Genomic DNA, 24,842 nt, shown 5'->3' on the forward strand with positions numbered 1-24,842 from the left:
CCGGCCCTAGCGCGGACGGTTGCTGTACTTTTCGTAGAGGCGTTTGTGCTTGTCCTCCATGGAAGGCTCCATGCCGTCGATCCACACCTGCTCGATGGCGGTGCTCTGCTCCAGCAGGTCGCCGTCGGTCAGCACCAGGCTGGCGCTTTTGCCCTCTTCGATTGACCCCAGGGTGGCCTCGACGCCCAGAATGCGGGCCGGATTGAGGGTCAGCGAGCGGTAGGCAGCCTGGCGGTCCAAGCCGAAGCCGGCAGCGATTCCGGCGTGCAGCGTGACGTTGCGCGCGTTGGACGATCCGCCGGGGGTGCCGATTCCGGCGATGGCGAACAGCACCCCCGCCTTTTCAAGCGCGGCCGGCGTGGCATAGCGGACGTCGTAAGGCTCGTCGTCGCGCGTGGGGTCGGAGGCTACGCTGGTCAACACCACCGGAACCTTGTGGCGAGCCAGCTTTTCAGCCACCAGCGGCGCGTCCCGACCGCCTACGATCACCAGCCGCAAGCCCCGCTTGAGGGCCCAATCCATGGCATCTTCGATGGCGAAGTAGCTGTCGGCGGATACGTAAAGGGGCATGTCGCCGTTGAGCACCGACTCGAGGGCCTCCAGCCTGGGATCGTATTCCCACGATCCCTCGGCCGCCGAGACTTCTCCCTTGGCCTTCAGATAGGCCTCGGCGTCCTTAAAGTATTCCTCCAGCTTTTCGGCCCTTTCTTCCGACTGCTTCTGACGTTCTTCAAGGCTCTGCCTGCCGCCGAAGAAAGCAGCGAAGCCGCCTCCGCCGCCCTCCCACTCCACCGACATGGAATGGCGCGGGACGGCCGACATTTCTTCCCAGGTCCAGCCGTCAAGGCGGATGAGGGCGGTGGTTCCCGCCAGTATGCCTCCCTGCGGCATGACCACGGCATGGCTGATGCCGCCCGATCGGGAAACGGGAATATGGGTGCTGGCGGCATGAACGGCCAGGTGGACGTCGATGTCGGGATTCCAATCGCCCATTTCGGCGCTGTCCACCGAACCCGCCACGCTGGCGATCTCGTTGAGTCCCAGCACGGTCTGAGCGTGGATGATTCCCGGCCACAGGTGTTTGCCCGCGGCCTCCACTCGACGGGCGCCGGAGGGGATGTCGGTGCCAGGTCCGCCCACGGCGCTGATTCGGCCGTCGGCAAAGACCACGACGCCGTCTTCAATGTCCTCACCGCTGATGGTGTGGACGGTGGCGCCCAGGATGGCGGTGGGCTGAGAAGGCGCCAGCGCGGCGTAGCCGTAGGAAGCGGCATGGTCGGGATTGTCGGGAAGCTCTTCGGACTCTTCGCCGTCCGAGTCGTTTTCCTGGGGATCGTCTTCCATGGCCTCTTGCGACTCCCCGTCACCTTGAGGTTCCACTTCCTCATCCGTTTCGGCCACCTCTTCGTCCATCGATTCTTCTTCGGCTTCTTCCTTGGGAGGCTCCTTGATCTCGGCGATGAGAGCTTGCCGCGCCTGCTCGACGCGCTCCCGGTTTTCCAGATCGTGCTGACGGCTGAACATGAGTTGTCCGTCCACGAAGGTGTGGCTGACCTGGCTGTAGACGCTGAGCGGACTGCCGGTCCAGACGACGATGTCGGCGTCCTTGCCGGCTTCCAGCGATCCCACCCGGTGGTCGATTCCCAATTGGCTGGCGGGATTGTTGGTGACCATGGCCAGGGCCTGCTGAGGAGTCATGCCTCCGTAGCGGATGGTCTTGGCGGCGTCCAGGTTGAGACGGCGGGCCAGCGATCCATTGTCGGAATTGATGCTGACGTTGACTCCCCGCTGAGTCATGAGGGCGGCGTTGTAGGGGATGGCCTCGAAGGCCTCCAGCTTGTAGGCCCACCAGTCGGCGAAGGTCGATCCGCCGGCTCCGTGAGCGGCCATCTCATCGGCTACGCGGTAGCCTTCAAGTACGTGCTGGAAGGTCTGTATGGTGACTCCGAATTCCTCGGCCAACCTGATCAGCATGAGGATCTCGTCGGCCCGGTAGCTATGGGAGTGGATCAGGCGGGTCCCCTCCAGAATCTCCACCACGGCGTCCAGGCGTAGGTTCTTGCGCGGCGGGACGGCGCGCTCCTTCTCGGACTGGGAAAGATGGTCGTAGGCTTCCCACTCGGCCTGGTACTGGCGCGCTTCGCGGAAGGCGTTGCGGATGGTGGCCTCGACGCCCATGCGGCTGCGCGGATAGCGCTGGGGCAAGCCCGGAAAGTTGGGAAGATTGCTCTGCTTGGGATTCTCTCCCAGAGCGAACTTGACGCCCTCGGGCGCATCTTCGAAGAGCAGGTCCTGAGGATTGCTGGCGCCCCAGCGCAGCTTGATGACCGAGTTCTGGCCCCCGATGGCGTTAGCCGAGCCGTGAAGGACGTTGGCCGCCGTCAGTCCCCCCGACAATTGCAGGTAGATGTAGCGGTCGCCGGGGTCGAGAACGTGGTCGATCTGGACTTCGGCAGTGACGCTCGAACCTCCTTCGTTGACTCCGAAGCCTTCGACGGCGCTATGACTGTGGCAATCGATGAGGCCGGGAGTGACGTGCAGTCCCTGGCCTTCGATGACCAGGGCGTGGGAAGGAGCGCTGAGTCCGCTGCCCACCGACCGGATCTTGCCGTCCACCAGGAGAACGTCGGTGTTTTCCAGGATGCCGCTCTGGCTCTGGGTCCACACCGTGGCGTTTCGTATCAGCACCTGGGAAGGCGTTTCGGGAGGCAGCGGATAAGTCCGCACCTGGCGGGGGTCGTCTTCCTGCGCCCGCAGGCTGAGTCCGCCCCACAGCAACAGCGCCGGGATCACGGCCAGGAGCGTCAGCGGCTTGAGAAAGACTGAAGTTGCTTGGTTCATGGCTGGTTCTCGAGAATGAGTCTTCATCTGGCACCTCCCTGCGGTTTGGACGTGCGCTTTCCGCTCAGTTTGATGGTGATGGAGCCGCGCGGAGTGTTGATCTCCGATTCGCCCTCGAAAGTTTCGCCTTCGATGACCACTTCGGCTTCGATGGAACGTCCGCCGGGGCCGGGCAGTCGCACCCGCAGCAGGTTGCCTTGAAGTTCCACCGAATCGAAGTCGCGCGAGCCTCGATCCGATTCGGTCTTGCCGCTGTAGTTGCCGGGGCTGCCCTCGATGGTCCAGGTCGATTGATTGCTGCGTCCCATCACTTGGGTGGTAACGTCCCACTCGCCCCGCGGATCGACCTGAGCGTGGGGGTCGCCCTTGGCCTCCTCGGCCTCGAATTCTTCGTGGATGCCGTCCACGAAGAGATAGCGCAGGGAGGGCTTCTCGGCAAAGAGCTCGCCGTCTACCACCATCAGGTTGGCGATCTTGCCCGCTTCCAGGGTGCCGAGTACGGTTTCCAGTCCCAACAGGCGGGCGGGGACTGTAGTCAGGGCGGCTAGAGCGTCCTCTTGCGGGAGTCCGCCCTGGCTGGTGATCTTGTGCAGGTTCTCGGCCACGTCGCCGACCGAATCCATGCCCAGCGACACCAAGGCGAACTCGATGCCGGCTTCCTTGAGGAGTCGCGGCAGAGTGGGGGCGCGCAGGTAGGCTTGCATCTCTTCCAGCCCCACCTCCCGCTGCTCGTCTTCATCTTCCAGCTTGGGCTTCTGCGGCATTTCCAGGGGAAGCAGGACAGGCATGGAAGCGGCCTTGATCCGATCGGGAGGGTCCGCCAGCGAGCGTCCCAGCGCCATTCCCGTCAGTCCGAATTCGTCGGCGATCATCTTGAAGCGGTCGAAGTCGAGCGGAGATGAGGCTGTGAAGAGGACGGGAGTCTCGCCCCGGGCGGCTGCCATCAGAGGTTCGTCGGAGGTCTTGAAGATGGGACGCTGCATGCCTACCGGATTGTTCCGGTATCGCTCCACCCAGTCCCTCTGACGCTGAGCGTCGTAAAAGGCCTGCCGCATGGCCGCCACGGCTCCCATTTTGGAGGTGGGATAGCCGCTGAAGAATCCTCCTGACTGAAGGGAGGCCACCTGAGCCAGGCGAGGACGGATGATGAGTTGCTTGGCCTCGCCCTGGCGCAGTGCCACCACCGCTGAGCGCCCCTTGAGGATGCCCTGGGCGGGGAGCACATGGGCGGCCGCGAATCCGGCCTGGCGGTGCCTCTGAATGCGGTTGTCGCTGAAATCGAGTTCCTCCACCACCGCAGCTTCGGGGTGAATGAGGGAAAGTTCGTGAGGCGATCCGGTAGGCGTCTCCTGGCCCTCTTGAAGCGATTGCAGCAGGACTGCGGGATTGAATCCGCCTTGGCCTTGCTGGCCCTCCTCTTCTTTCACGGCGACGCGGGCCGCGGCATCCAGGAAGGCTGGGTAGACCGTCCAGCCCTCTTGCCCTTGGATGACCTGAGCCTCCTCGGGAACGGCGATTCCGGTTCCTACGGCTTCGATGAGCCCGTTGCGCAATACGATGGTTCCGCTTTCGATGACCTGGCCGGGAGCGGTCACGATACGCACATCGGTCAAGGCGTAGACCCGCGGCCGTTCGGCCCCTGCACGCTGGGGCAGAGCCGCCGCCCAGAGAGCCGTCGCCAGCAAAGCCATGCACAGTTTTCGGCGAGAGTTGATCGAGAGCACCAAATCCTCCTTCGTTCATCAAGTCGAGTGGCCCGATGCCGCCAACTATGCCCATTCTCGGACTGATATGCAATAGCTCCCAGCTTTTGTCGCGTTTCCCGCTTGCCGCCGCCGCCGCCGCGGCGTAGTCTGTCATTTCTTTCTGGAGCCAGCCTATGAGCAAACGTACCCTTGTCAGCTCCGGTTCGCCTTATGAAGAGCCGATCGGTTTTTCCCGGGCCGTCCGCATCGGAAAGCACATCGCGGTGGCGGGAACGGCGCCCATCGCGCCCGACGGATCGACAGTGTCGCCGGGGGACCTCTATTCCCAGACGGTTTACTGCCTGCGCATCATGATCGAGGCCGTCAAACAGGCCGGCGGCAGTCCGGAGGACATCATCCGCACGCGCATCTTTCTGGCCGACATATCGCGCTGGGAAGAAGCCGGACGGGCTCACGGGGAAGTCTTCGCCAAGATCCGTCCCGCTTGTACTTTCGTGGAGATTTCGGGGCTGATCAACAGCGAATGGCTGGTGGAAACGGAGGCTGATGCCGTTGTCGCCGGAGATTAAGTCTGGCTCGGGGCGCCAGCGGCAACCAAGACCCCTTTTGGCTTTGACAATCGAGGGCAGTTTTGTCCAACATGGAGTCGCAAGTTCAGCCGACCTGTTCCTGGAGGTATAGATGCAGTTCCGGACCGTGATTCTGACTCTTTGCCTGTTCCTGGCCGCCACGCTCTCCGCCGGCGACAACTGGCCTCAGTGGCGGGGGCCTCATCTCGACCAGACCAGCTCGGAAGAGAACCTCCCGCTGGAGTGGGGGCCCGAGTCCAACGTGGCCTGGAAGCTGGCCATGCCGGCACGCAGCGGCGCCACTCCCATCGTGTGGGGCGACCGCATCTTTCTCAGCGTCGGCTACGACCCTCAAGAGAGCGACCGCCTGGAGCTGTGGTGCGTCGACCGCCGCAGCGGCCAACCTGTCTGGAAGCGCGAACTGGGGGGAGGCAACGAGATCCTGCGCAAACAGAACCTCTCCAGTCCCTCGCCGGTGACAGACGGGAAACACGTCTACGTGGTTTCCGGAACCGGCATCCTCAGAGCCTACGACTTCGAGGGGCAACAAGTGTGGACGCGCGACCTGCAGGCCGACTACGGCGCCTTCGGACTCAAATGGGGCTACGCTTCCTCTCCCTTGCTGCATGAAGATGCTCTCTATCTGCAGGTGCTGCACGGCTGGTATACCGACGACCCCTCCTACCTGCTGCGCATCGACAAGGCGACGGGAAAGACGCTGTGGAAGGTGGAGAGACCGGAAGAAGCCTACGGACAGGAATCGCCTGATTCCTACGCCACTCCCGCCTTGCTTCGCCACAACGGCCACACCCAGATCGTGATCGTGGGAGCCGACGTGGTCACGGGGCACGACCCCGAGGACGGAAAGGAACTCTGGAGGGTGGGAGGACTCAATCCCGAACCCAGCGCCACCCAACGGCTGGTGGCCTCGCCGGTGGTTGGAAACGGATATCTTTACGTCTTCGGCAAGCGCGGCCCCATCCTGGCCTACAAGATAGGCGACGACGGCACCATTTCCTCCGACGACCTGGCCTGGACCCGAGAGCGGGGCACCGACGTGCCCACTCCCGTGACCGACGGCCGGTACCTCTACGTGGTCAACGACCGGGGCGTGGTGACCACTCTGCGGGCCGACAGCGGCCAGGTGGTCTATGGCCCGGAACGTGTTGAAGTGGGGACCTACAGCGCTTCTCCGCTGCTGGCCGACGGACGCATCTACGCCACCAGCGAGGAAGGCACCACCACGGTCTTCAAGACCGGGCCCCAATTCGAGGTGCTGGCCACCAACAAGGTGCAGGGCTACACGCTCAGCACGCCGGCTATTTCCAACGGACAATTCTTCATCCGCACCGCGGAGTTCCTCTATGCCGTGGGCAGCGAAGAGCCGGAGCAATAGCCGCACGGAGCGATGCCATGGAATCCGTCGAGCACATCCGGCGCCTTTGGAAGCACGCTTTTTGGGCCGACCGCCTTATGCTTGAAGCCCTGCAAGCGGCCTTTCAGCCTCCCGAGCGGGCGCTGCGGGAATGGGCCCACGTCCTGGGCGCCCAGGAGATCTGGCTGTCCCGCCTGCAGGGCCGGTCTTCCAGGGCCGCCGTATGGCCTGAGGTGAGTCTGCAGGAGGCGGAGGAACTCATGGGCCAAACGCAGCAGAGCTTGGCGGCTTACCTGGATGGGCTGAGCGACAGGCTGCTCGAGCAGACGATCGAATACGTCAACAGCGCCGGTCAGAGTTTTTCCAGCTCGGTGGGCGACATCCTCGTCCACACGGCTCTCCACGGACACTACCATCGCGGAAAGGTGAACCTCATTCTGCGCCAGTCCGGTCACGACCCCGCCCCCTGCGACTTCATCGCCTGCGCCCGGGGCGTCCCCGCCGCCACTGAGGCCTCGGCCCGCGGAGCCAAGAAAAGGCAGAGCTAGAAGGCCTGTTCAGCCCTGATCCACGGCTTGACCCATCGGCTCCCCGCTTGGTCACATCAGGCAGTGGCTCGTGACGATCATCTGCCCTCGTCGTGACGGTCACTCCCGCAGGGTTCGGGCCGGATCCACGCGGACAGCCCGCCGCACTGGAATCAGGATGGCCAGGGTGGCGGCCAGCGAAAGCACCAGGGCCGTGGAAAGAAGAGCCAGAGGATCGCCCGGCCTAATTTGAAAGAGCAAGGATTCCAGGAAGGGCGTCAGCCACAGCGCGCCCAAGAGTCCCAGCGTCAGACCGATAGCCAGTTGGAAGGCGGTTGTGCGGTAGAAGAGCTTGAAAATGTTGGCGCGGCGGGCTCCCAGGGCCATGCGGATGCCGATTTCGTTGAGGCGGCGGCTGACCGAGTAGGACATCACGCCGTAGACGCCCACAGAGGCCACTATCAAAGCCAGGACTCCCAATCCGCCCAGGAGCAGCAAGAAGAACCGGGGCCGCACCAGCCATTGCTGGTAGAAAGCTTCCAACGGCTGCAGGTAAGCGATCCGAAAAGACGGGTCGATCTCTTCCACTCGCGAGCGGACGGCAGCCAAGACGGGCTCAGGGTCTCCTTGGTGACGTATCAGAAAGGTGCCCCCGAAGGCCGATCGGCTGTGCTGTTGCAAGGTGTACATCTTGGGCCGGAAGTCCGCAGCCAGATCCCCGTAGCGTATGGGTTCCACCACTCCGATCACTTCGCCTTCGCTTCCTCTGAAATCCAGCCTCTGACCCACCGCCGGCTGCTCGGGCCAGAGCCGTTCGGCCAACTTGGAGTCCACCACCACCATGGAGTCGGCGAAGTCACGGTCCTGGGGTCGAAAAAGCCGTCCCTGCAAGGCACTGCTGCCGAAGAACTGAAAGAAATCACCCGTTACGCCGATCAGCTCGCAGGAAATGCTCGAGCCCTTGTTGCTTCCCGTAAGCACCTCGATGTCTTCGGCGAGCGCGCTTGACGACAACGGTGCCTGCGAGGTCAGCGTTACAGCCTCGACGCCCGGCAGGGCCTCGATGCCCTCCAGGATCCGGTTGAACTGATCAAGCTGCTGATTGCGGTCAGGGAAATGGCCCACACTCAGGCTGCCGCTTGAGAGGACGACGATCTGCTCATAATCGATGCCCACCGGAACAGACTGCAAGGCCAGAAAGCTGCGCACCATCAACCCCGATCCGGTGAGCAGAATCAAGGAAAGCGCCAGTTGGGCAACAGCTAATCCTGATTGTCCCCGCAGTCTTCCTGGATCTGCCGCACTCCCGCTTCCGCTGAGCCCCCGAGCCGATGTGACTTGGCGGACAAAGATCAGGGGAGCGAGTCCGAAGAGCAGTCCGCTGAGAATGCTGACGCCCAGTGAGGCGAGAATCACCTCCAAGTCGACGCCGACCTCGTTGAGACGTGGCACATGAATGGGAGTGCTGGCGACGAAGGTTTTGACCAAGAACCAAGCCGCGCCCAAACCCGCCAGACCGCCAAAAATCGAGAGCAGGAGCGCTTCGCTGAGCAGCAGCCGAGCCAACCGCAGGCGTCCGGCGCCCAGTGCCGAGCGAATCGACATCTCCCGCCGCCGCCGGCTTCCGCGGGCCAGCATCAAGTTGGCGATATTGGCGACCGCGATGAGGAGGATCAGCAGTGAGGCACCTGACAATGCCAGCAAGGAAGGCTCAGCCTCGCCTACGATTTCGTCATAGAGCGACACCAACTCCGGTCTGACCCCGCCGCTGCTCTCGGGATAGTCCTGCGCCAGCTCTTCGCCGATAACCCGCAGTTGAGCCTGGGCCTGAGACAAGGACACGCCCTGGCCCAGCTTCCCCAGGGTCCTTATTCCTCCCCTGGCTCCGCGAGAAGCGCTGGCCCGTTGCGCTTCCATGGACCAGGGAACAAAGATGTCGTGGCGTCTCAAGAGCGGGCCCATGACGGGCTCAGCGACGCCGACGATGGTGTACTGCCGGTCACCGATTCCGATGACCTGACCCACCGCTTCGTCGTCGCCTCCATAGCGGCTGACCCAAAACTCGAAGCTCAAGACAGCCGCCGCCGGAGCATTGGCGTCCCAGTCGGATTGGCTCAAGAGTCTGCCTCGATGTGCTCGAGCCCCGATCAAGCTCAGGAACCCGGAAGAAGAGTGGACCGTGACCGCTCGCTGCCCATCGTCCCCCAGAGGGGCGACGCGGGTGTAAAAGGCTTCTATAGCCTCCAGTCTGGTAGCCCGGTCGCGGATGTCGAGAAGGTCGGGCAAAGACGGATCGAGACGGTACCTGTGCTCCAGATCAGGCGTATAGAGCCTGACAAGCCGCTCGTAGTCGGGATAGGGGAGATCGCCCAATACCTCGTGAGTGATGGAAAATATGGCCGTGTTGGCCCCGATTCCCAGTGTCAGAGTGAGAACGGCGGCAAAGGTAAAGAGGGGACTCTTTCGCAGCATCCTCAAGGCAAAGGAAAAGTCGTTCAACATGGAAGCCTCGTTTCCGTACGAACGGACTCTGGCGAGCGAAACTCCACGCGACTGCTTCTCGTTCTCAAGGCCGGTTGCAAAGAGCCTACCATGTGATGAACCCGTTTGCCCAGCATTTTTCACGGGTTATCTACTGCGCAGCATTGAACCCGGCCAGCGGCCACGCTTCACTCCTTCTTGGCCAGAAAACCGGCAATCGCCTCGTCGACCGCTTGGGGATTGTCAAGCCAGACGAAAATGTGGGCGTCAGGGATGGCGGTTCGCCCGATGAGCGGGTTGGCCTCGGCCCCTTTCCAACTGACGACGAAGTAGTGGTCGAGCCAAGGTGCGTCCATTTCCTTCAGGTACTGCTCACTGAAGGACGGCATGAGAACAAGAACCGGCACCTCTATAGACCCGAATTCCAGGGTGGGATCCCCTGACCAAAACTCCAGCAGATATCGGACGTAGATCTGCAACGGTCCCTTGGAGACCTGCTCATAAAGGCGTTCCGCTACCTGGGCTTGATTGGAATAAGAGGAGGCAGGGAAGTTGTTGTCGTTCCAGGTCTTGAGGGTGACGGTCTTGAACCAGTTCGGGGCCATCTGGGTGTCGTAGTAGCGGATACGTTGCTCCAGCGTATAGGCCTCGTACTGGGGATTGGCGAACTTGGCCGATCCTCCCAGAATGACAGCCGAGCGGATCATGTCGGGATGGCGGATGGCCATTTCCAGCGCCACGTGGGCGCCTTCCAGGAAATGACCCGCCACCACGGGTCTGTCGAGTTCCCTTTGCCGAATAAGAGATTTGAGGGCTTCTAGGGCGCCGGTGATCCAGGTGCGTTCGCCGTAGCTGGTTCCCTGCGGCGGCATGGGAGGCGCCGCGGTCCCGCCCATGCCCGCCAAGGTAACCGCATACATGGTGAAGTCGTCCTGATGGCGTTGCATGAAGGACTCGAAGACCTCCCAGCCGAACCCTCCCCCCGGGATGAGGATCATCGGCACGGGTCCCTGACCCCGCTCCTCGACGTGGCCGAAGGTGCCCAACTCGGCAGGATCATAGCCCTCAGGGTGGACCAGGTTGTTGAGACTGGGATCCTGTGCCATGGAGCGTTGGCCCAGCATCGATGCGTTGCTGAAAAGAACGAGCGCCAGAATGCAAATAACTGGATGTTTCATGGCCCCAATCTAGCCCAGCCCTGAACCCCTGTCGCCAATCTTTATGATTCTTGACGTCGGATTGAGCGATTAACCGAGGACGCGTTCCCTGAAGCGGGAAGGAGTGGTGCCGGCGTGCTTTTTGAAAGCCTGGTTGAATGAGGTCTTGTTATTGAAGCCGGCTTCAAAAGCCAAATCGAGGAGGGTGTCGTGGCGGTGGCGGGGATCGGCCATGAGCCGTTTGGCCTCTTCCACCCGGTAGGCGTTGACGAAGTCGTTGAAGTTGCGCTGGAAGTGCTGATTGATGACCTGTGAGAGGTGGTGCGGATGGACCTCCAGCTTGCCCGCCAGATCCTTGAGGCGCAACTGAGCGTCGCGGTAGGGCTTGCCCGCCTGCATCACTTCCAGCAGACGGCGCTGGAAATCTTCGGCTTGATCGGCGGTCAAGGTCGAACCCCGGTATTTGTCGGTCCAGGACTGCAAGAACAGCTCAGGCTGCCGAAGCGCCGTGTAGCCGATGGCGTAGATGGTGGCGCTCATGGAGAGGCTGGAAGCGTAGTCGATCAGCCTCAGATAGGGGAATCCGAAAGCCACCGCCATACCGTTGAAGAACCAGCAGGCAAAAGTGATCCCGAAAGCTGCCGTGAGGCGGCGCAGCCAGGAGTACGACGGACTCCCCCGCCCAGCTCCCTTGAGTACCCGCAGCGTCAGCATCAGATAGACGGTGAAGTGGATGAATTGGAGGAGCCAGATGGAGAGGACGAAGAGGCTGACGCCTCCCTCGCCCTGGCCGGGATAGCTGCTCTGCAGCATGCGGCGCTTGATTTCTCCGGCCTGCAGGTAAAAGGGCAGGAAGAGCAGCCCGCCGAGTAGAAAAGGAGCCAGGTGCGGCGCCTGGCGGAGTCCAAGTGTCAAGGCCGGCTCGGTCTGCGCCCGGGCGTAGAAGTAGAGCAAAACGCCGTAGAGATAGGGAAACAGCCAGCTCATTCCCCATAGGTGGGGCACGGCCTGCAAGGAACGCGTCCAGTAGAGAACGATTTCAAGCAACTGCAGAGAGTAGAGCAGCAGCAGGGTGGCCAGCAGACGGTTGGCCAAGCGGTTGCCCCGCCGGTGGGTCCAGACCACCACGGCCAGGAAGCAGCCTTGAACCGAGGCCGCCAGGGCCAACACCTCCCAGAATCCGAATTCCCCTCTCATCTCGCTCCACGTCTCGTCTCCCCGAGCGAGGTTTCATTCTAGCGAATCCTGCTTCCTCTTTCATACCTGGAAGCCCCTGGGACATGATCGACCAGGCTGAAAACCGCGGCGCTGACTCGATGCCCAAACCCAGCGTTCCTATGACGGCCAGGGCGAAAACCGGGTTTCGAGCGAAAGTCCGCAGTGCAAATCTGAATTCATTCTTGATGAGCGGCAGTCCTCAGTTGTCAGGAAGCCAGCCGGGACAACACCTGATCTGAGCCGCGAAAAGCTTGAGCCAGCCGGTCAAGGTGATCGGCTGCATCGACTTTCTCGTCGCTCAGCGCCCGCACCAGGATCTTGGAAGCGCTACGGACGAAGTCGGTGAGTTGTTGGCGGCTCAGGCCAAGGCCCGTCATGTAGGCCAAACTCCACAAATCGAAGCTGTAAAGGGGACAGATGGTGGATCCCGTGATCGTGTGGTAGCCCTCTTCAACCAGATCGGCGGCCTGCCTCCAATCCATGCTGTTGTGGCGCCATGAATAGGCCTGACCCTGCAGGCCCAGTTCTTCAGCCCTCTGGGCTACCGGAACTTTCTTGTCGTGAAAATAAGCTTCCAGGCAGTAGAAGGTGGGCCGCACGCTATCGATGAACTCCATCGTGTTGCGGGCCGACTCCTCCGTTTCGCCGGGAAAACCGATGATGAAGGATGCGTAACTGGCTATGCCCTTGGAACGCAGTTTCTCCAGGCCATAGCTGTACTTGTGCACATAGGCTCCCTTGTTCATGGCCTTCAGAATGGCCTGATCCCCGGATTCGATTCCCAGGAATACGCCGGTGCAGCCGGATTCGGCCGCCAGATCGAATGATTCGTCATCGGCGTTTCCGCAGCGAAAGTAGGAGTACCACTTGAAGCCGTAGTTCTCGCGGATCATCATGCGGCAGAGGTCTTTGAAGCGGCCGCGCGGAATGTTGAAGGTGTCGTCTATGAAGAGCACCTGCTGCACCCCGATGTCCTTGAGATAGTCCAGCTCCGCACGAAGCACATCCAGGCTGGTGAGATTGAGATCGCCGGCGATCACGGGATAGCGGCAGAAGGCGCATTTGTAGGCGCAACTGCGGGCCGTGCGGGTCTGGACGGTGGGCAGCAGTTGGTCGGGATTAAACACCCGCCAGTCCACTGCGTTCTCGTCCAGACTGTTGTTTTCGGGTTGGCGGACCGTGCGGTGAAAGGTCTTGTTGTCGTGGCTGTAGATCAAGTTGGGTACTGTGGACAGATCTGGATTGGGCTGCCCCAACTCGCTGCAGACACGGCTCAGGGTCAACTCGCCCTGAGAATCGAAGACATAGATGTCGGCCCCCATGAAGGCGAAGAGGCGGTCTTGGGCCTGGGGGGCGTAATCGCTGCACACGTGGAAGATATGCGGCCCGCCGACCACGATTTTGGTTTCCGGGCTATGCTCGCGTACCAGCTCCACCAAGTGGCGGACGGGATGGCTTTCGAAATAGAAGGTGGTGGTGATGGCGACGGCCCTGGGCTTCTCAGCCAGCAGATCCTCGAGGCGCTCCTGATCGAAATTGACGAAGTTGACGACCTCCGCTGCGAGGTTGCGGCGCAGCAAAAAACTGGCCAAATAATGGGCGCCCAGATTGGGCAAGTTGGCCACGTGCAGCCGGCTGGGCCGGCCGGTGGCTCTACTGATGGCGGCGTTGATCAGTTCCGGATAGCGGACTCGCCGGCCGTTGAAGGGCAAGGTATTGGCCTTCAGGTGCCTGAGGCCGCCCGAAACTTTCTGCATGGCCTCGGCCGTCTCGAAGGACTTGTCCAGCGGCGCTTCGTAGTAACCCAAGACAACACAATCTAAGTTTGACATTCTTGATGCTTCTATTCTAGCAAAGGAGCTCTATGTTTACCAGCTATCTAAAGCTGCTTTAAGACCTCTGAACCGTTGGCCGTAGAAACGGTTCTTCGTATTTGCCCCCTTTATGTGGGGTCATTCCGACTGGGTGGCGTCCTCAGGGCCTGCCGGTTTACTTGCTTCGTCGCGAGCGAATTTCGGCCCTCCGCCTGAGTTCTTCCTGATAGCCGGGTATTTCCCTCAGGGGCGGGTCGGGATGGACGATGGTGTCGGGTTGGGTTCCCAGGAAAAGCAGTCCGTCGCCCATCTTGGAGATAGGTCCGCGAAGACCCCAGTCGAAGATCTCGTGGGCCGTCATTTCTCCGACGGGAGATTGCTGCAAATTGACGAAGAGCGGTTCTTTGTTGAGTCCGTGGCTGTCGGCGAAGTGAACGATTTTGGGCTCATCCCCTGAGATGGTGAGCACCACGAAGAGCTCGTCCTCGTAACCCACGCTGAGGCCCGAGGTTATGCCGCCCCATCCGGCGTCGAAGTGGTTTCCGCGCGCGAAATGGCCGCGTCCCCACACCAGCAGCGCTTTCTTCCCCTTCTTGACCGCCTCATTGAGAATGGTCTCGACGGCTATCTGGCCGCGTCTGGAGTAGGCTGCGATGTCCTCGGGGGTGGTCGCGTTCTCCCAGTCGACTGCAGGGTCGCCGGCGATGACGCGCAAGCGGCTCTCGGGCGCCAGCTTCTGGTTGGCTTCCCGGACGGCGTCAAAGAACTGCCGATAAATCGGTGATTCCCATACCTCCGCTCCGGCAGCGTCGCGCCAGACTCGGGCAAGCTCATCCTCGGGGAGATCCTCGCCTTCAACCACGTAGCGGTCGAGGATAGGCTGGTGGAAGGCGTTGGCGAATTCCACCACGATCAGGTCGGCTTTGGCGGCGAAGCCCGGATGGCGGACCAGGCGGTTACGGAAGTCGGCGTCGGTCTTGCTCCCGTGGCGTTCGCCTAAAGCCACCAAATCGTAATGGTCGAACAGGCCTATGATTCCTTCAACGCCGCCTTCGGCTTCAAGTGGCGGTGGGGCAGCCGGGGCTGCCGAGAGACCGAGCGTCAGTAGCAATGGGCCAAGAATTTTAAAGGTCATTGAGCTGAAATCCTCTCCGGTGGTGATTGGGCCTTATCCGATGGCTGATCGAAGCCCGGGCAACGGTACTCAACGGAGATATAATCCCATATGGCTGACAAGCCATTAGGGCGACCGTTCAATTTGGAGGGCAGACCATGAGCCAATGGGACGAAGACGACGACAGCATCGAGTACAAAGTAGTCATAAACCACGAAGAGCAGTATTCGATTTGGCCGGCCGACCGGGACAATCCGCTGGGATGGAATGACGTGGGCAAGTCGGGCAGCAAGCAGGAATGCCTGGACTATATCGAAGAGGTTTGGACCGACATGCGGCCGCTGAGCCTGCGCAAGAAGATGGAGGAACAGGACGAGGCCGCCGGTTCCTCCTCCAAGGATTAGACGAGGCGGGCTTCCCTTCGCCTCAGTCCTGGGCCGGAAGCCCGCTGTAGCCGTCGACGTGAAAAAGCCAGCTTCCGTCGTCTTGGCGCAGTGCGACCACGACGAATTTGCCGCGGCCGCGGTGGACGATTTCGCCCCCTTCTCGCCGCAGCAGGGTGTAGATGCCCACGTCCGAGGCCAGTCCGCCCGAAATCTGGCGGTCCACGATGCGGAAAGAGATCTCCAGGACTTGTCCCCGCTCACCGGCCCCCTCGAACATGGAACGGAAGCCGCCCACAAATTCGTCCAGTCCCTTGCGAATGGGCTGCTGGGGCGAGAGATAGAGGGCGTCCCGGGCGTAGATCTGATTGAACAAGTCCGCGTCGAGTTGCCGGTATGCGCGGGAAAAAAGTGCATAGACGGCATCCAGCCCGGCAAGCGGCTCGACTCCGGGATCGAGCGTCAGGTGTTCCTGTCCTTGTGCCGAGGCCCCCAGGCAAACCAGAAGGGCCAGAAGGCAGCAGGTCGTGAGAAGCGATCGCAAAGGTGAAGTCCTCATCATGCCCTAACTTACTTTCAAACTCGTGCCATGGTTCCAGATTCGTCGCTGTCATGGGCCTTGCCCGTGACAGCGGAGGCGGCTACCATCAGGAGCATGGCATCCCTGCGCATGCTGCTTTCGGTGATGTTTTGGACTGTCGTCCTGGTGATCGTTCCAACCTGGCCCGGTGGTGGCCTCCACCGACACCGGCTACAGCGATGAAAGCCTGCTGCGCATGGCCCACGACGTCCGCGAACTGACAGAGTGCGGACTCAGCCCCATGCAGGCCATCCAGTCGGCCACCCAAACAGCAGCCCGCCTGCTGCAAATCGACTCCCGCACCGGCACCCTGGAAGCCGGCAAGGAAGCCGACCTGATCGTAGTCGAAGACAATCCCCTCCAAGACATCATCACCCTGCAAGACGTCCTCGTCGTCCTCAACAACGGCCACCCCGCCCTCAACCGCCTGCCCTGAAATGCAACTTGATGACCAGAGGTATATGGTATATGGTTACCATATGAGCCTCTTAAAGACCACTGTTTACTTGGACCACGAAGATTATCAGCGACTCAAGCAGGTCGCGGCCCGACAGGGACGTACGCCGGCGGCTCTCGTGCGGGAGGCCGTCTCCGAGTACGCCGCCCGTCACCAGGAAAAGCGACTTCCCACCAGCTTAGGTATCGGGCGGAGCGGGCGAGGTGATATCGGTGAGCGCGCAGAAGAGTTCCTGGCTGGAATGGGCGAGGATTCATGATCGTGGCCGACACAGGCGCTTTGGTGGCATTGATCGATTCCCACGACGATCATCACGAAGTGCTCAATAACCTCTTTCTCAAAGATCCGGCTGCCTGGATAGTCCCTTGGGCAGTACTGCCTGAAGTCGACTACCTTCTGGCGTCACGCGTGGGAGGATCTGCTCAAGAGGCCTTCCTTTTTGATCTGGCTGAGGGCATCTGGTCGATAGAGTGGGGAGCACCTTCAGATCTCGAAAGGGCCAACGAACTTTCTGCCCAATACGCTTCGCTCCGCCTAGGGCTCGTGGACACTGTGGTCATGGCGATCGCCGAAAGATTAGGTGCGGACGCGGTCGCCACACTTGACCAGCGCGACTTCGGCGCCGTTGAAATCGATGGCCGACCACGACTGCTGCCACGCGACCTGTGAAATCAGTAAAAGATACGATTGGCGTCTAAAGACCTGTGTCTTACTTGAAAAGCCAGATGCTTATCAACGACTCCACACGGGCCTATTTCTTGGGGATCTTGAGGCGGATGTTTTTGATTTTGGGCTTTTTGTCGGTGACGGTGACCCACATGAGGTGGTCGAAGGCTCCGGGTTCGCCTTCGGTGATGGCGCCGCCGGTGGCTGAGAGGGAATAGTGGCGGCGGCCCTTGACCTTTTCCTTGGCGTAGCGGTGATAGTGCCCGGAGAAGACCGTGATGCGTTTCTTGGGGAGAATCTTGTCGATTTCCTCCCACTGCTCGGGCGTATCCCGCCACAGCGGCTTGTGGAAGAAGACGAAAGTCCACCGCGGGTCAGGGTGTTTGGCGAGTTCGGCCGTCAGCCAATCGCGTTGCGCGAAATTGAGGAATCCCCTCCCATGTTCAAAAGGCGGGTCGTCGGTATCGAGCACCACGAAGAGGACGTCCTGGAAGACGAAAGTGTAGTAGGTGGGGCCGTATCGTTCCGCCCAGATGCGCTTCTTGAGGTCATCGGGGGCTTGGAACGGCTGCGGTCTTCCAACCGTGAAGTCGGCGTTGCCGCCCACGTAGAAGAAGCGCATATCGAGCCGATTGACCAACTCGTCGAAGTATTGCCATTGCAGGATGTGCTTGTCGCGGATCTCCGGTGTCGAGGCCAGCCCTGGTACGTTGCCTCCCTTGAGGTCGCCCACCGACATGACGAAGGCCGGCTGCAGCTCGTTGAGCTTCTCCACAGCCGCCGCGAACACTCCCAGGCGGGTCCCTCCGGCCCGGTCGCCCACGACGGCGAAACTGAACTCCCGTCCTTCGGCCCGAATGGGGCGGTCGGTCCAGGGGGCGGGGGAGGTCACGTCTGTCCGGAAAGCCGGGTGTTCTCCGCTTCCCAGCCCGGTTACGAGAAAGAGGCATAGCAGTCCAAGCGTGATGAATCTTCGCATTCCAAGCAGGATCCTTTCCACACCCCTCGTTTCGCTCTTTAGACGCAGAAGGCGTGGGAGGCGTTTAACTTGTTAAACAAGGAAAAATAGATAGTGGACACGTCTTTCCTATCGGGCTCGGGGGGTTGGACTGGATTTTCCAGCATCACGCTTGGAGCTGCAGCTACTGCGAAGACTGGCTCTTGTAAAGCTACGATTTCTCGCTTTCTGCGCCGGCTCAAATCCCGTCGCGTGGGATTTGTTCGTCCCATTGGCGCTGGAATACCGTCTCTTCGCCCTCCAGGGCCTCCAGGCGGGCTTCGATGCGGAAGTGGGTTTTGGTGCAGCAAAGCCGGGTCTGAAGGCGCAGGCGAACCGACCAGTCTCCGCGCCTGAAGGAAGTGGACTGTTCCACCTCGGCTTGGGCCGAAAGGGGATCGTGGTCGGCGATGCGGTAGCGCCTGACCAGCTTGTAGCTCAAGTCCAGGCCGATATCGGGAATATGCACCAGCGAAGCGTCTTCCAACTCGGCGCCGTCGTTGTAGAGGGTGTAGACGGTCTCGTTGCTGGTCAGATCGCGCTCGATTTTGCGTTCAAAACGCGAGGGACGCAGCTTGACTCTCTCGGCAGGCGGGCCGTGCTCGGGTCTTTCGAAGCGACGCAGGTCTCGATCCGCCTCCCGGGGAGGGCGTTCAGGCAGCTCCAGAGCGGAGCCCTCGCTGAAGAGGGTGAGTACAGACGTCGCCGGCGAGGGCCAGGCCAGGGGCCAGTAGCTGGTGGAAAGAGACAAGCGGATGCGGTTTCCGGCGGCGAAGACGTGGGCGATGTCGTTGAGCCTGACGGTGACGCGGTAGCGCTTTCCGGGACGCAGGGGACGCGGGTCCTGGTGGCCGCGGCGATGGGTAAGGTTGAGGATCCCGTAGCTGACGCGCGTGGAAGCGCCGTCGGGAAAGATCTCGTTGAGACGCACGGCCAAAAGCGCCTGGGGCTGATCGCAGGCCAGCTCGAGTTCCGCCAGGGGAGCACCCAGGATTTCAAGGTTTTCCTGGAGCGCCGGGGAATCGAAGACCAGCGACTTGCCGTCCTCGGCGCGCTGGTCCTGCGGCATCTCGCCGTCGGTGCCGAAAGCGCACCACTCGCCGGCCAGCAGTCCCACGGTTTGAGGCGAGCTGAAGAGGAATTCCTCGGCGGGTCCGGGCTGAAGGGAAAGCTGTCCCCGGGCCAGGCGGAAACGGCGGGGACGGATGCGCTGCGAGGGCCATTGCTCTTCCGCCGCCCAGCGCCCGGGACGCTCCTGGTAGAAGGGTCTGGGAGGCACGCTCTCCTGCATCCACACCCGGTAGGCGGGCTCGTCCATGATGCCGTTGTCCTCTCCTTGCAGCCAGCGGTCCCACCACGCCGTGGCCTCCTGCAGGAAGCCGATGGCGGGGCCGGGCACTCCTTCGTGGGGGAAGAGGTGGGCCCAAGGACCCACCAGCCCCTTGCAGGGAGCCTGCAGCCCCTGGAGCAGGCGCGGGACGGCGTTGGAATAGCCGTCGGCCCAGCCTCCGATGGCGTAGACGGGGCATTGGATGCGCGAGTAGTCCTGGCACACCGAGCCGTGTTCCCAGTAGTCGTCGCGCCGCTGGTGACGCATCCAACGGGCAGGGAAGAGGACGGCCTCGGAAAGGCGCTCTCGCCACAGGTCCCGCCAGCGCCCGCCCACCACTTCGGGATCGGGCGGGCAGGCGTTGAAGAGCATCAGCACCGATCCCCAGGTCAGGTTCTCGTTGAGGAGGCATCCTCCCATGTAGTGGGCGTCGTCGGCGTAGCGGTCGTCGCTGGCGCAGAGAGCGATGACGGCCTTGAGCTGAGGCGGACGGCGGGCCGCCACCTGCAGGGCGTTGAAGCCTCCCCAGGAAATGCCCATCATCCCGATGGAGCCGTTGCACCAGGGCTGGGAGGCGATCCATTCGAAGGCCGCCATCACGTCCTCGTGCTCTTGCCGGCTGTACTCGTCTTCCAGCACGCCCTCGGAGTCGCCCGATCCCCGCAGATCGAGGCGCAAGGCGGCATATCCGTGGCCGGCGAAATAGTGGTGGACGGGCTCGTCGCGGCTGCGCATGAAGTCGCGCTTGCGGTAGGGAATGGCTTCCACCACGGCAGGGGCGGGGTGTTGCCGGGCGTCCTCGGGCAGCCACACGCGGGCCGCCAGACGGGTTCCGTCGGGCAGGGGAATCCAGCAGTTCTCGATGTGGCGGACGCCTTTGGGGAAGGATTCGCGTATTCTCAAGCGGCTACTTGGCGTCCTTCCTGCTTTTGCGGGGCCGCAGCCGCTGGGTCGACCAGAAATGCAAAGCCAGCCGTTCGCGGGCTTTCAAGCCGGCCTCCAGGTCCCAGCAGTTGACGATGGCCAGGCGAAAGCCTCCCGGAGGCATGGCGTGTTGCTCGGGGGGCTTGTCCTCGTGAAAGGTGATCTGGATGCTGGAGATGTCGGGTTGGGCCAGCAGGTCGTCGATGACCCTTTGCTCGCATTTGCTGTACTGCACGCCGTGCACCCCGAAGAGCACCACGCTGTAGCCGTCCCGGCGGTTCTCGTCGGCGAAGGTCCAGCGCTGCTCGGTATAGAGCCGCACCAGGCAATCGACCCATCCCTGTCCGTAAAGGTCGGGCCATTGGTCGGCGAAGCGCAGGTGGGCCTCGATGATGCGTCCGCCGATGGTTTCGAAGTTGATCATCCCGGTGTAGTCGGGAAGGTTGCGCCGGATCCACTGCGCGCAATAGTCTTCCACTCCCGGGCGGCGCCGGGCGTCCACCGTCCAGTAGTCGAACATCCCCTTGGGCAGGGGCTTGCCGGTGACGTGGCGCCACCAGCGGGTCTCGCCCTTGAGCACCGCGGCGTCGCTGCTGAGGTGATCGCCCTGCAGCAGGCGCATCCACATGTGGCCGGGCTGCTGAAGGCGTCGGTAGTCATCCGCGCTCCTGAAGATCCGGCTTCCCGTGCCCATCCCCCGCAGATTGTAGATGGGCTTGCTGAAGACCGGAAACTGGGGCGGAGTGATTCCGTGAGGCGCCGCTTCGATGTCCTGGGTGTCGCAGATCAGCAGCTTGTTGTACATCCACCGGTAATCGGGGTAGAGCCGGTAGGAATCGGTGTCGTCGGTCGAGATAAAGACCTCCTCAGGACAATCGACACCCTCGAAATACTGCATCCGCCAGGGATCATGCTCGACAATTGGCACCAAGAACTCCTTTCCCTCCGCCAGCGAGCTTAGCGCCCCCGTCGAGAAAGGGCAAGGCTGAGCTCCGCCCGCAGGACAGCACGGTTCAGCGGCGTCGATTTCTTCGTTGTGACCGAATATAGGACCGCTGGTTTGCTACGCTGAAAAAGGTCTTCCGCAGGATGTCGCTACAGGCTCGACCTAGCGATTCCTGGTTCGAGATCTGTATTACTTCCAAGAATTTCAGTCGAATTGACAAGCCAAGGTCTCCCCTTGCTATACTCCACCTATGGAGGTGGATATGGAGTTATCCAAGAAGACGACCATCCTGTTCCCCCCGGATCTTCATGAGCGTCTCGGGTCCATTGCGCGTCAACGCGGAGTCAGCATGGGCGAATTGGTGCGCGAGGCGTGCGCGAAATGCTACGGAACCGTTTCAGTGAAAGACAGGCTGGCGGCGGTCAAAAGGCTTGAGGCGCTCGCTTTGCCCGTCTCTGATCCGGATACGATGGCTGAAGAATCCGTCCCCAGCCCGGAGAATCTCCTACCGTGATTTTGCTGGATGCCAATATCTTCATGTACGCTGCCGGCGCGGAGCATCCCAACAAACAGCCGAGTACAGCTTTACTGGCCAAAGTCGCGGATGGTAGCCGGGAAGCCTGCATCGATTGCGAGACGCTTCAGGAGATACTCCATCGTTATCGAGCCATCAACCGCTGGGCGGACGGCAGGCAAGTCTATGACAACGCGTGCCTGATCGTCCCCCTGATTCTGCCCGTCACCGAGAGCATCCTGGATTCCGCCCGCGATCTCCTCGACCAGTATGAAGCCTTGAGCGCCCGCGACGCCCTCCACGCGGCCGTGGCCTTCACCCACGACATCCCCCGGATCTGCAGCTACGACCGAGACTTCGATCAGATCGAAGGCCTGAAAAGAGTCGAACCCTGAGTCTTGGCCATTGCAGGCGATCCCTCCTCGCATTTCCTGATCTCGTAAACCTCACCCCAACTAATGCGAATATTAGACACGAAAAAAGCCGCAAACGGCGGGTCCGAGCATCTGGCTGGCAACGCTTTCAACTAAGAACATTCCAGCAAGGCAGCCGTTGCTGGCGGTGGACAAGAAACTGGCGCGAACGTGCGCCTCACGGTTGACTCGAACTTCCCGCATGATCTCGTCGTCGTCGGGCACCCCTCGCCTCATTCGCAGAAATTCCTGAATCTCGCCCAGGAGACACCGTCAACGGGCAGTCTGAAAAAAGACGTCTACTAACATGAGATGGCGGACAGCCTCGCCTCTGAGGGCATCAGCAAAGGAGAAATAGCGGAACTCGTTCCCGTAACGATCACGGCGCCGAGATTCGACGTAATTGAGGTCTATAGTAAGTACCCCGGCATCCAAAAGGCTGCCCAGTTCTGCCTGCTGAGAGACACCGTCGTGGTTCCAATCGACCCACAATCTCAAGTCGGCGAAGACCGCATCTTCTTCAGAGATAAAACCATCTCCATTTCCCCCCAGAGCCTGCTCATCGAGGACTCTCAGGGCCGCAAAACCGTTCCGCTCCTCCCCTCGGCGCGTCGACTGAGGAGTGAAATCGCCGAATAGCTCCGTGCCGTCGTCTATAACTCCATTGCTGTTGCGATCCAGAACAAGAAACCCTTGGTTAGTCCCCGCTCTGGTCCAGGATAGTCTTTCAGGAATCCCGTCGTTATTAAGATCGAAATCTACCCCGTGCTCGGGATCGGTCAAGCGCATTCCGTGGCTATCCAGATTCAGAATTAGGGGGCTGAGGAGGTCGTCGTCGCACTCTCCGTCGTCGGCAAAGAGAGGGTCGTCATCGCTCTCGCATTCATCACCCCCACCTCCTGGAAAGAGGTCATCGAGGCAGGCGCAATCTTTGAAGCTCCATTCTTCCGCCGTGCAACCTTGAGGTTGACAAACGCACCACCGCGTATAGGGAACGGGCTCAAAGCATTCGTCTAGGGGCCTCGATGGGTCGCAATCGTAAACGGGCCCTACGCCTGGGGGAGAAAGAGCACATTCCGTGACCGAGTCTCCTTGAGAAATGGTCGTACGTGAGCAGTTGCTTTGAAAAACGAGTTGCGCAATCCCGCAATGGGCGCAGATTGCGGTGATCTCTTGCGGACCTTCGGCCCACCACTTGGGACTGAACTCACACTCGTCAGCGAGAAGGCGGCCAGACCCCGCGGCTGCGGCCACAAACAGGAGTAATCCAGTCGTTAAGAGTGTTCTCTGACCAGCGGCTCCTCTTATCATTTATTCCGCACTCCGAGCTTGCCGAGAACATCGCGGGCGAGGAGTCCTCGATTGGAGAAAAGAAGCCGCATATCCGCGTCATCGTCCCCTACGGGATTCGACAGGTGAATGGAGTCCGTTAAAGGATTGTAGACAGCTTCCGCGGGCTCGAACGCATCGGCGGCTGAGATCTGCTGACTAGCCAGCGAGATGACGGACTGATTGCCAGGATCGATCAAGTTCACCTCCCAGGAGTCGATAAAGCCGCCGGGGGCAGTGAGGCTGGAAGCCAGAAAGTAACCGCCCGGCAGTATTTGAACCCTCATCACCGACGCCACTTTCGGATCGATCTTTATCGGGTCAACCAATGCCACCGGCACCCCTCGCTGGCCCGTAGAGAAATCGAAGGGATGGAGCAGAGCGTGGTCCGTCTGATAAACGAAGGCTGAACCCTTGGGAGAAAAGACGAAGCGCGTCCGCATGAATCCGCTGATATCGATTTCATCATCGACGACTCTAATAAGCCGCGAGGGGAGGACTCTTACGATGTGCCCTTGCTCCGGCTCAAGTTCATAAAGCACAGGGACATCAAGCCACTTATCCTCGCCGTTGCGGGTCTTTACGCGGCGCGCGTCAAGTGATTCCACCGGTAACGCCGTCATCAACAGCCGGCTGGAGGGTGTAGCTACAATTGACGACACTTGAAGCCCACGAAATCGAGCCAGAAGCTCGATCCTCGGGGAAGCCTCGGAGTGTCGAATCCGATAAACCGCTCCATCATGCCGGGAGTGCTCGACCCCGACGGCAAAGACCTCGCCAGCGGGACTGACCGTGATATCGTAGAGAGAGGTTTCCTCCACCCCTTCCCCGAAACTGAAATCAACGCCCCACAACCGCTCTCCGACAGCACTGTACCTCTCGACCTCACCCCCGGCACGCCTCACGAAGTATGTTCCAAAAGGGCCGACTTCGATCTGCGAAATGCTGCGTGGATGAAGAGCTGTCCCGCATTGGCTCTTTACTAATCCCGAGGATAGGTCAGCCCTTCCTGTATCTTCTCGCACCTCTTGTTGGGATTGCGCTAGGGGGCTCGCCGCCGTCACGAGTGTGAGGAGTAGAGCCCGTGCCAGTCGACTCAAATCCACGATTCCTCCTCATCGATCAAGGAAACGTCCTACCAGTAGAGTAGACGTCTCACCGACGCCACTCACACCACGAGGTGCCCTTGATTTCCCTGCTTTATGTGAAGAGAGCATATCGCACTAGCCCCAAAATAAGCGAATGAGCGTCCAGCCGTCTAATGTGAGTCTTCAAAAACGGTCCAGAGGCTGCTGGGAAGCGCTGCTTCGTTTCAGAAGTCACGTGGATTTGCTTGATAAAGAAACGGTTGTCATCTAGAGAGCTGGGCGGGCCGAGCCGGCAGCCGGAGGGCCCATTTCAGGCGCACCTCAGCCCCGGCGGCGTCCTTTTCCGCTTTTCGGGGGGGCCGCAAGAGGTCAGCCGCTTGCGGCGGCCTGGGATCGCAGGAAAGCCGAGGCCC

General features: G+C 61.1%; 22 protein-coding genes. 8 read left to right on the forward strand and 14 right to left on the reverse strand.

Annotation, left to right across the window (positions count from 1 at the left end):
- Window positions 1-6 precede the first annotated feature (6 nt).
- Both VLU25_10270 and VLU25_10275 read right to left on the reverse strand, forming a co-directional pair.
- Window positions 7-2,841, reverse strand: coding sequence for an amidohydrolase family protein (locus VLU25_10270; protein ID HSR68316.1), 2,835 nt, complete (start codon window positions 2,839-2,841; stop codon window positions 7-9).
- Window positions 2,842-2,864: 23 nt separating this feature from the next.
- Window positions 2,865-4,565 (reverse strand): amidohydrolase family protein, encoded by a 1,701-nt coding sequence (locus VLU25_10275; GenBank protein ID HSR68317.1) that lies wholly within the window; start codon window positions 4,563-4,565, stop codon window positions 2,865-2,867.
- A gap of 155 nt (window positions 4,566-4,720) precedes the next feature.
- On the opposite strand from VLU25_10275, the gene VLU25_10280 reads away from it, so the two are divergent.
- The 3 genes from VLU25_10280 (at window position 4,721) to VLU25_10290 (ending at window position 7,039) form a co-directional block, all read left to right on the forward strand.
- Window positions 4,721-5,116, forward strand: a complete 396-nt coding sequence (locus VLU25_10280) for a RidA family protein (GenBank protein ID HSR68318.1) — start codon at window positions 4,721-4,723, stop codon at window positions 5,114-5,116.
- Window positions 5,117-5,228: 112 nt separating this feature from the next.
- Window positions 5,229-6,512: a PQQ-binding-like beta-propeller repeat protein gene (locus tag VLU25_10285; protein HSR68319.1), complete on the forward strand. Its 1,284-nt coding sequence runs from the start codon at window positions 5,229-5,231 to the stop codon at window positions 6,510-6,512.
- Window positions 6,513-6,529: 17 nt separating this feature from the next.
- The gene (locus VLU25_10290; protein HSR68320.1) at window positions 6,530-7,039 is read left to right on the forward strand and encodes a DinB family protein; all 510 of its coding nucleotides are present in this window, start codon (window positions 6,530-6,532) and stop codon (window positions 7,037-7,039) included.
- A 99-nt stretch (window positions 7,040-7,138) separates the two neighbouring features.
- On the opposite strand, the gene VLU25_10295 is transcribed toward VLU25_10290, so the two are convergent.
- From VLU25_10295 to VLU25_10315, 5 genes are all read right to left on the reverse strand, one after another.
- Window positions 7,139-9,520, reverse strand: coding sequence for an ADOP family duplicated permease (locus tag VLU25_10295; protein HSR68321.1), 2,382 nt, complete (start codon window positions 9,518-9,520; stop codon window positions 7,139-7,141).
- A gap of 167 nt (window positions 9,521-9,687) precedes the next feature.
- A complete protein-coding gene (locus tag VLU25_10300; GenBank protein HSR68322.1) occupies window positions 9,688-10,677 on the reverse strand; it encodes an alpha/beta hydrolase in 990 nt (329 codons plus the stop codon).
- Between the two features lie 69 nt (window positions 10,678-10,746).
- Window positions 10,747-11,853 (reverse strand): helix-turn-helix domain-containing protein, encoded by a 1,107-nt coding sequence (locus VLU25_10305; GenBank protein HSR68323.1) that lies wholly within the window; start codon window positions 11,851-11,853, stop codon window positions 10,747-10,749.
- Between the two features lie 227 nt (window positions 11,854-12,080).
- Window positions 12,081-13,706 carry a PhpK family radical SAM P-methyltransferase gene (locus tag VLU25_10310; protein ID HSR68324.1) on the reverse strand — a complete coding sequence of 542 codons (1,626 nt, stop codon included), beginning with the start codon at window positions 13,704-13,706 and terminating at the stop codon, window positions 12,081-12,083.
- A gap of 157 nt (window positions 13,707-13,863) precedes the next feature.
- Entirely contained in the window at window positions 13,864-14,694 is an 831-nt protein-coding gene (locus VLU25_10315; GenBank protein ID HSR68325.1) for a hypothetical protein, read from the reverse strand.
- Between the two features lie 266 nt (window positions 14,695-14,960).
- Here VLU25_10315 and VLU25_10320 point away from each other — a divergent pair, with 266 nt between their 5' ends.
- On the forward strand, window positions 14,961-15,206 hold the full coding sequence (locus VLU25_10320) for an MbtH family protein (protein HSR68326.1): 246 nt from the start codon (window positions 14,961-14,963) through the stop codon (window positions 15,204-15,206).
- A gap of 22 nt (window positions 15,207-15,228) precedes the next feature.
- Here the strand turns inward: VLU25_10320 and VLU25_10325 are convergent, their stop codons facing one another.
- Window positions 15,229-15,729, reverse strand: a complete 501-nt coding sequence (locus VLU25_10325; protein HSR68327.1) for a DUF4440 domain-containing protein — start codon at window positions 15,727-15,729, stop codon at window positions 15,229-15,231.
- Window positions 15,730-15,916: 187 nt separating this feature from the next.
- Here VLU25_10325 and VLU25_10330 point away from each other — a divergent pair, with 187 nt between their 5' ends.
- Together VLU25_10330 and VLU25_10335 are read left to right on the forward strand one after the other, a co-directional pair.
- On the forward strand, window positions 15,917-16,201 hold the full coding sequence (locus VLU25_10330; GenBank protein HSR68328.1) for an amidohydrolase family protein: 285 nt from the start codon (window positions 15,917-15,919) through the stop codon (window positions 16,199-16,201).
- 276 nt (window positions 16,202-16,477) lie between these two features.
- Window positions 16,478-16,891, forward strand: coding sequence for a PIN domain-containing protein (locus VLU25_10335; GenBank protein ID HSR68329.1), 414 nt, complete (start codon window positions 16,478-16,480; stop codon window positions 16,889-16,891).
- Window positions 16,892-16,973: 82 nt separating this feature from the next.
- On the opposite strand, the gene VLU25_10340 is transcribed toward VLU25_10335, so the two are convergent.
- From VLU25_10340 to VLU25_10350, 3 genes are all read right to left on the reverse strand, one after another.
- Window positions 16,974-17,867 carry a hypothetical protein gene (locus VLU25_10340; protein ID HSR68330.1) on the reverse strand — a complete coding sequence of 298 codons (894 nt, stop codon included), beginning with the start codon at window positions 17,865-17,867 and terminating at the stop codon, window positions 16,974-16,976.
- A 217-nt stretch (window positions 17,868-18,084) separates the two neighbouring features.
- Window positions 18,085-20,118 carry a CocE/NonD family hydrolase gene (locus VLU25_10345; protein ID HSR68331.1) on the reverse strand — a complete coding sequence of 678 codons (2,034 nt, stop codon included), beginning with the start codon at window positions 20,116-20,118 and terminating at the stop codon, window positions 18,085-18,087.
- A gap of 4 nt (window positions 20,119-20,122) precedes the next feature.
- The gene (locus tag VLU25_10350) at window positions 20,123-21,067 is read right to left on the reverse strand and encodes a hypothetical protein (protein HSR68332.1); all 945 of its coding nucleotides are present in this window, start codon (window positions 21,065-21,067) and stop codon (window positions 20,123-20,125) included.
- A 280-nt stretch (window positions 21,068-21,347) separates the two neighbouring features.
- Between VLU25_10350 and VLU25_10355 the strand changes: the two genes are divergently transcribed.
- Window positions 21,348-21,599, forward strand: a complete 252-nt coding sequence (locus tag VLU25_10355; GenBank protein ID HSR68333.1) for a CopG family transcriptional regulator — start codon at window positions 21,348-21,350, stop codon at window positions 21,597-21,599.
- Window positions 21,596-21,994 carry a type II toxin-antitoxin system VapC family toxin gene (locus tag VLU25_10360; GenBank protein HSR68334.1) on the forward strand — a complete coding sequence of 133 codons (399 nt, stop codon included), beginning with the start codon at window positions 21,596-21,598 and terminating at the stop codon, window positions 21,992-21,994. Before VLU25_10355 ends, VLU25_10360 begins: the two co-directional genes overlap by 4 nt.
- A gap of 72 nt (window positions 21,995-22,066) precedes the next feature.
- Here VLU25_10360 and VLU25_10365 read toward each other — a convergent pair whose 3' ends face one another.
- From VLU25_10365 to VLU25_10375, 3 genes are all read right to left on the reverse strand, one after another.
- The gene (locus VLU25_10365) at window positions 22,067-22,237 is read right to left on the reverse strand and encodes a hypothetical protein (protein HSR68335.1); all 171 of its coding nucleotides are present in this window, start codon (window positions 22,235-22,237) and stop codon (window positions 22,067-22,069) included.
- A 48-nt stretch (window positions 22,238-22,285) separates the two neighbouring features.
- Window positions 22,286-22,801 (reverse strand): hypothetical protein, encoded by a 516-nt coding sequence (locus VLU25_10370; GenBank protein HSR68336.1) that lies wholly within the window; start codon window positions 22,799-22,801, stop codon window positions 22,286-22,288.
- Between the two features lie 518 nt (window positions 22,802-23,319).
- Window positions 23,320-24,441 carry a hypothetical protein gene (locus VLU25_10375; GenBank protein HSR68337.1) on the reverse strand — a complete coding sequence of 374 codons (1,122 nt, stop codon included), beginning with the start codon at window positions 24,439-24,441 and terminating at the stop codon, window positions 23,320-23,322.
- Window positions 24,442-24,842 lie beyond the last annotated feature (401 nt).

It is taken from the genome of Acidobacteriota bacterium (assembly GCA_035471785.1).
Lineage (GTDB): Bacteria > Acidobacteriota > UBA6911 > RPQK01 > DATIPO01 > JANQFM01.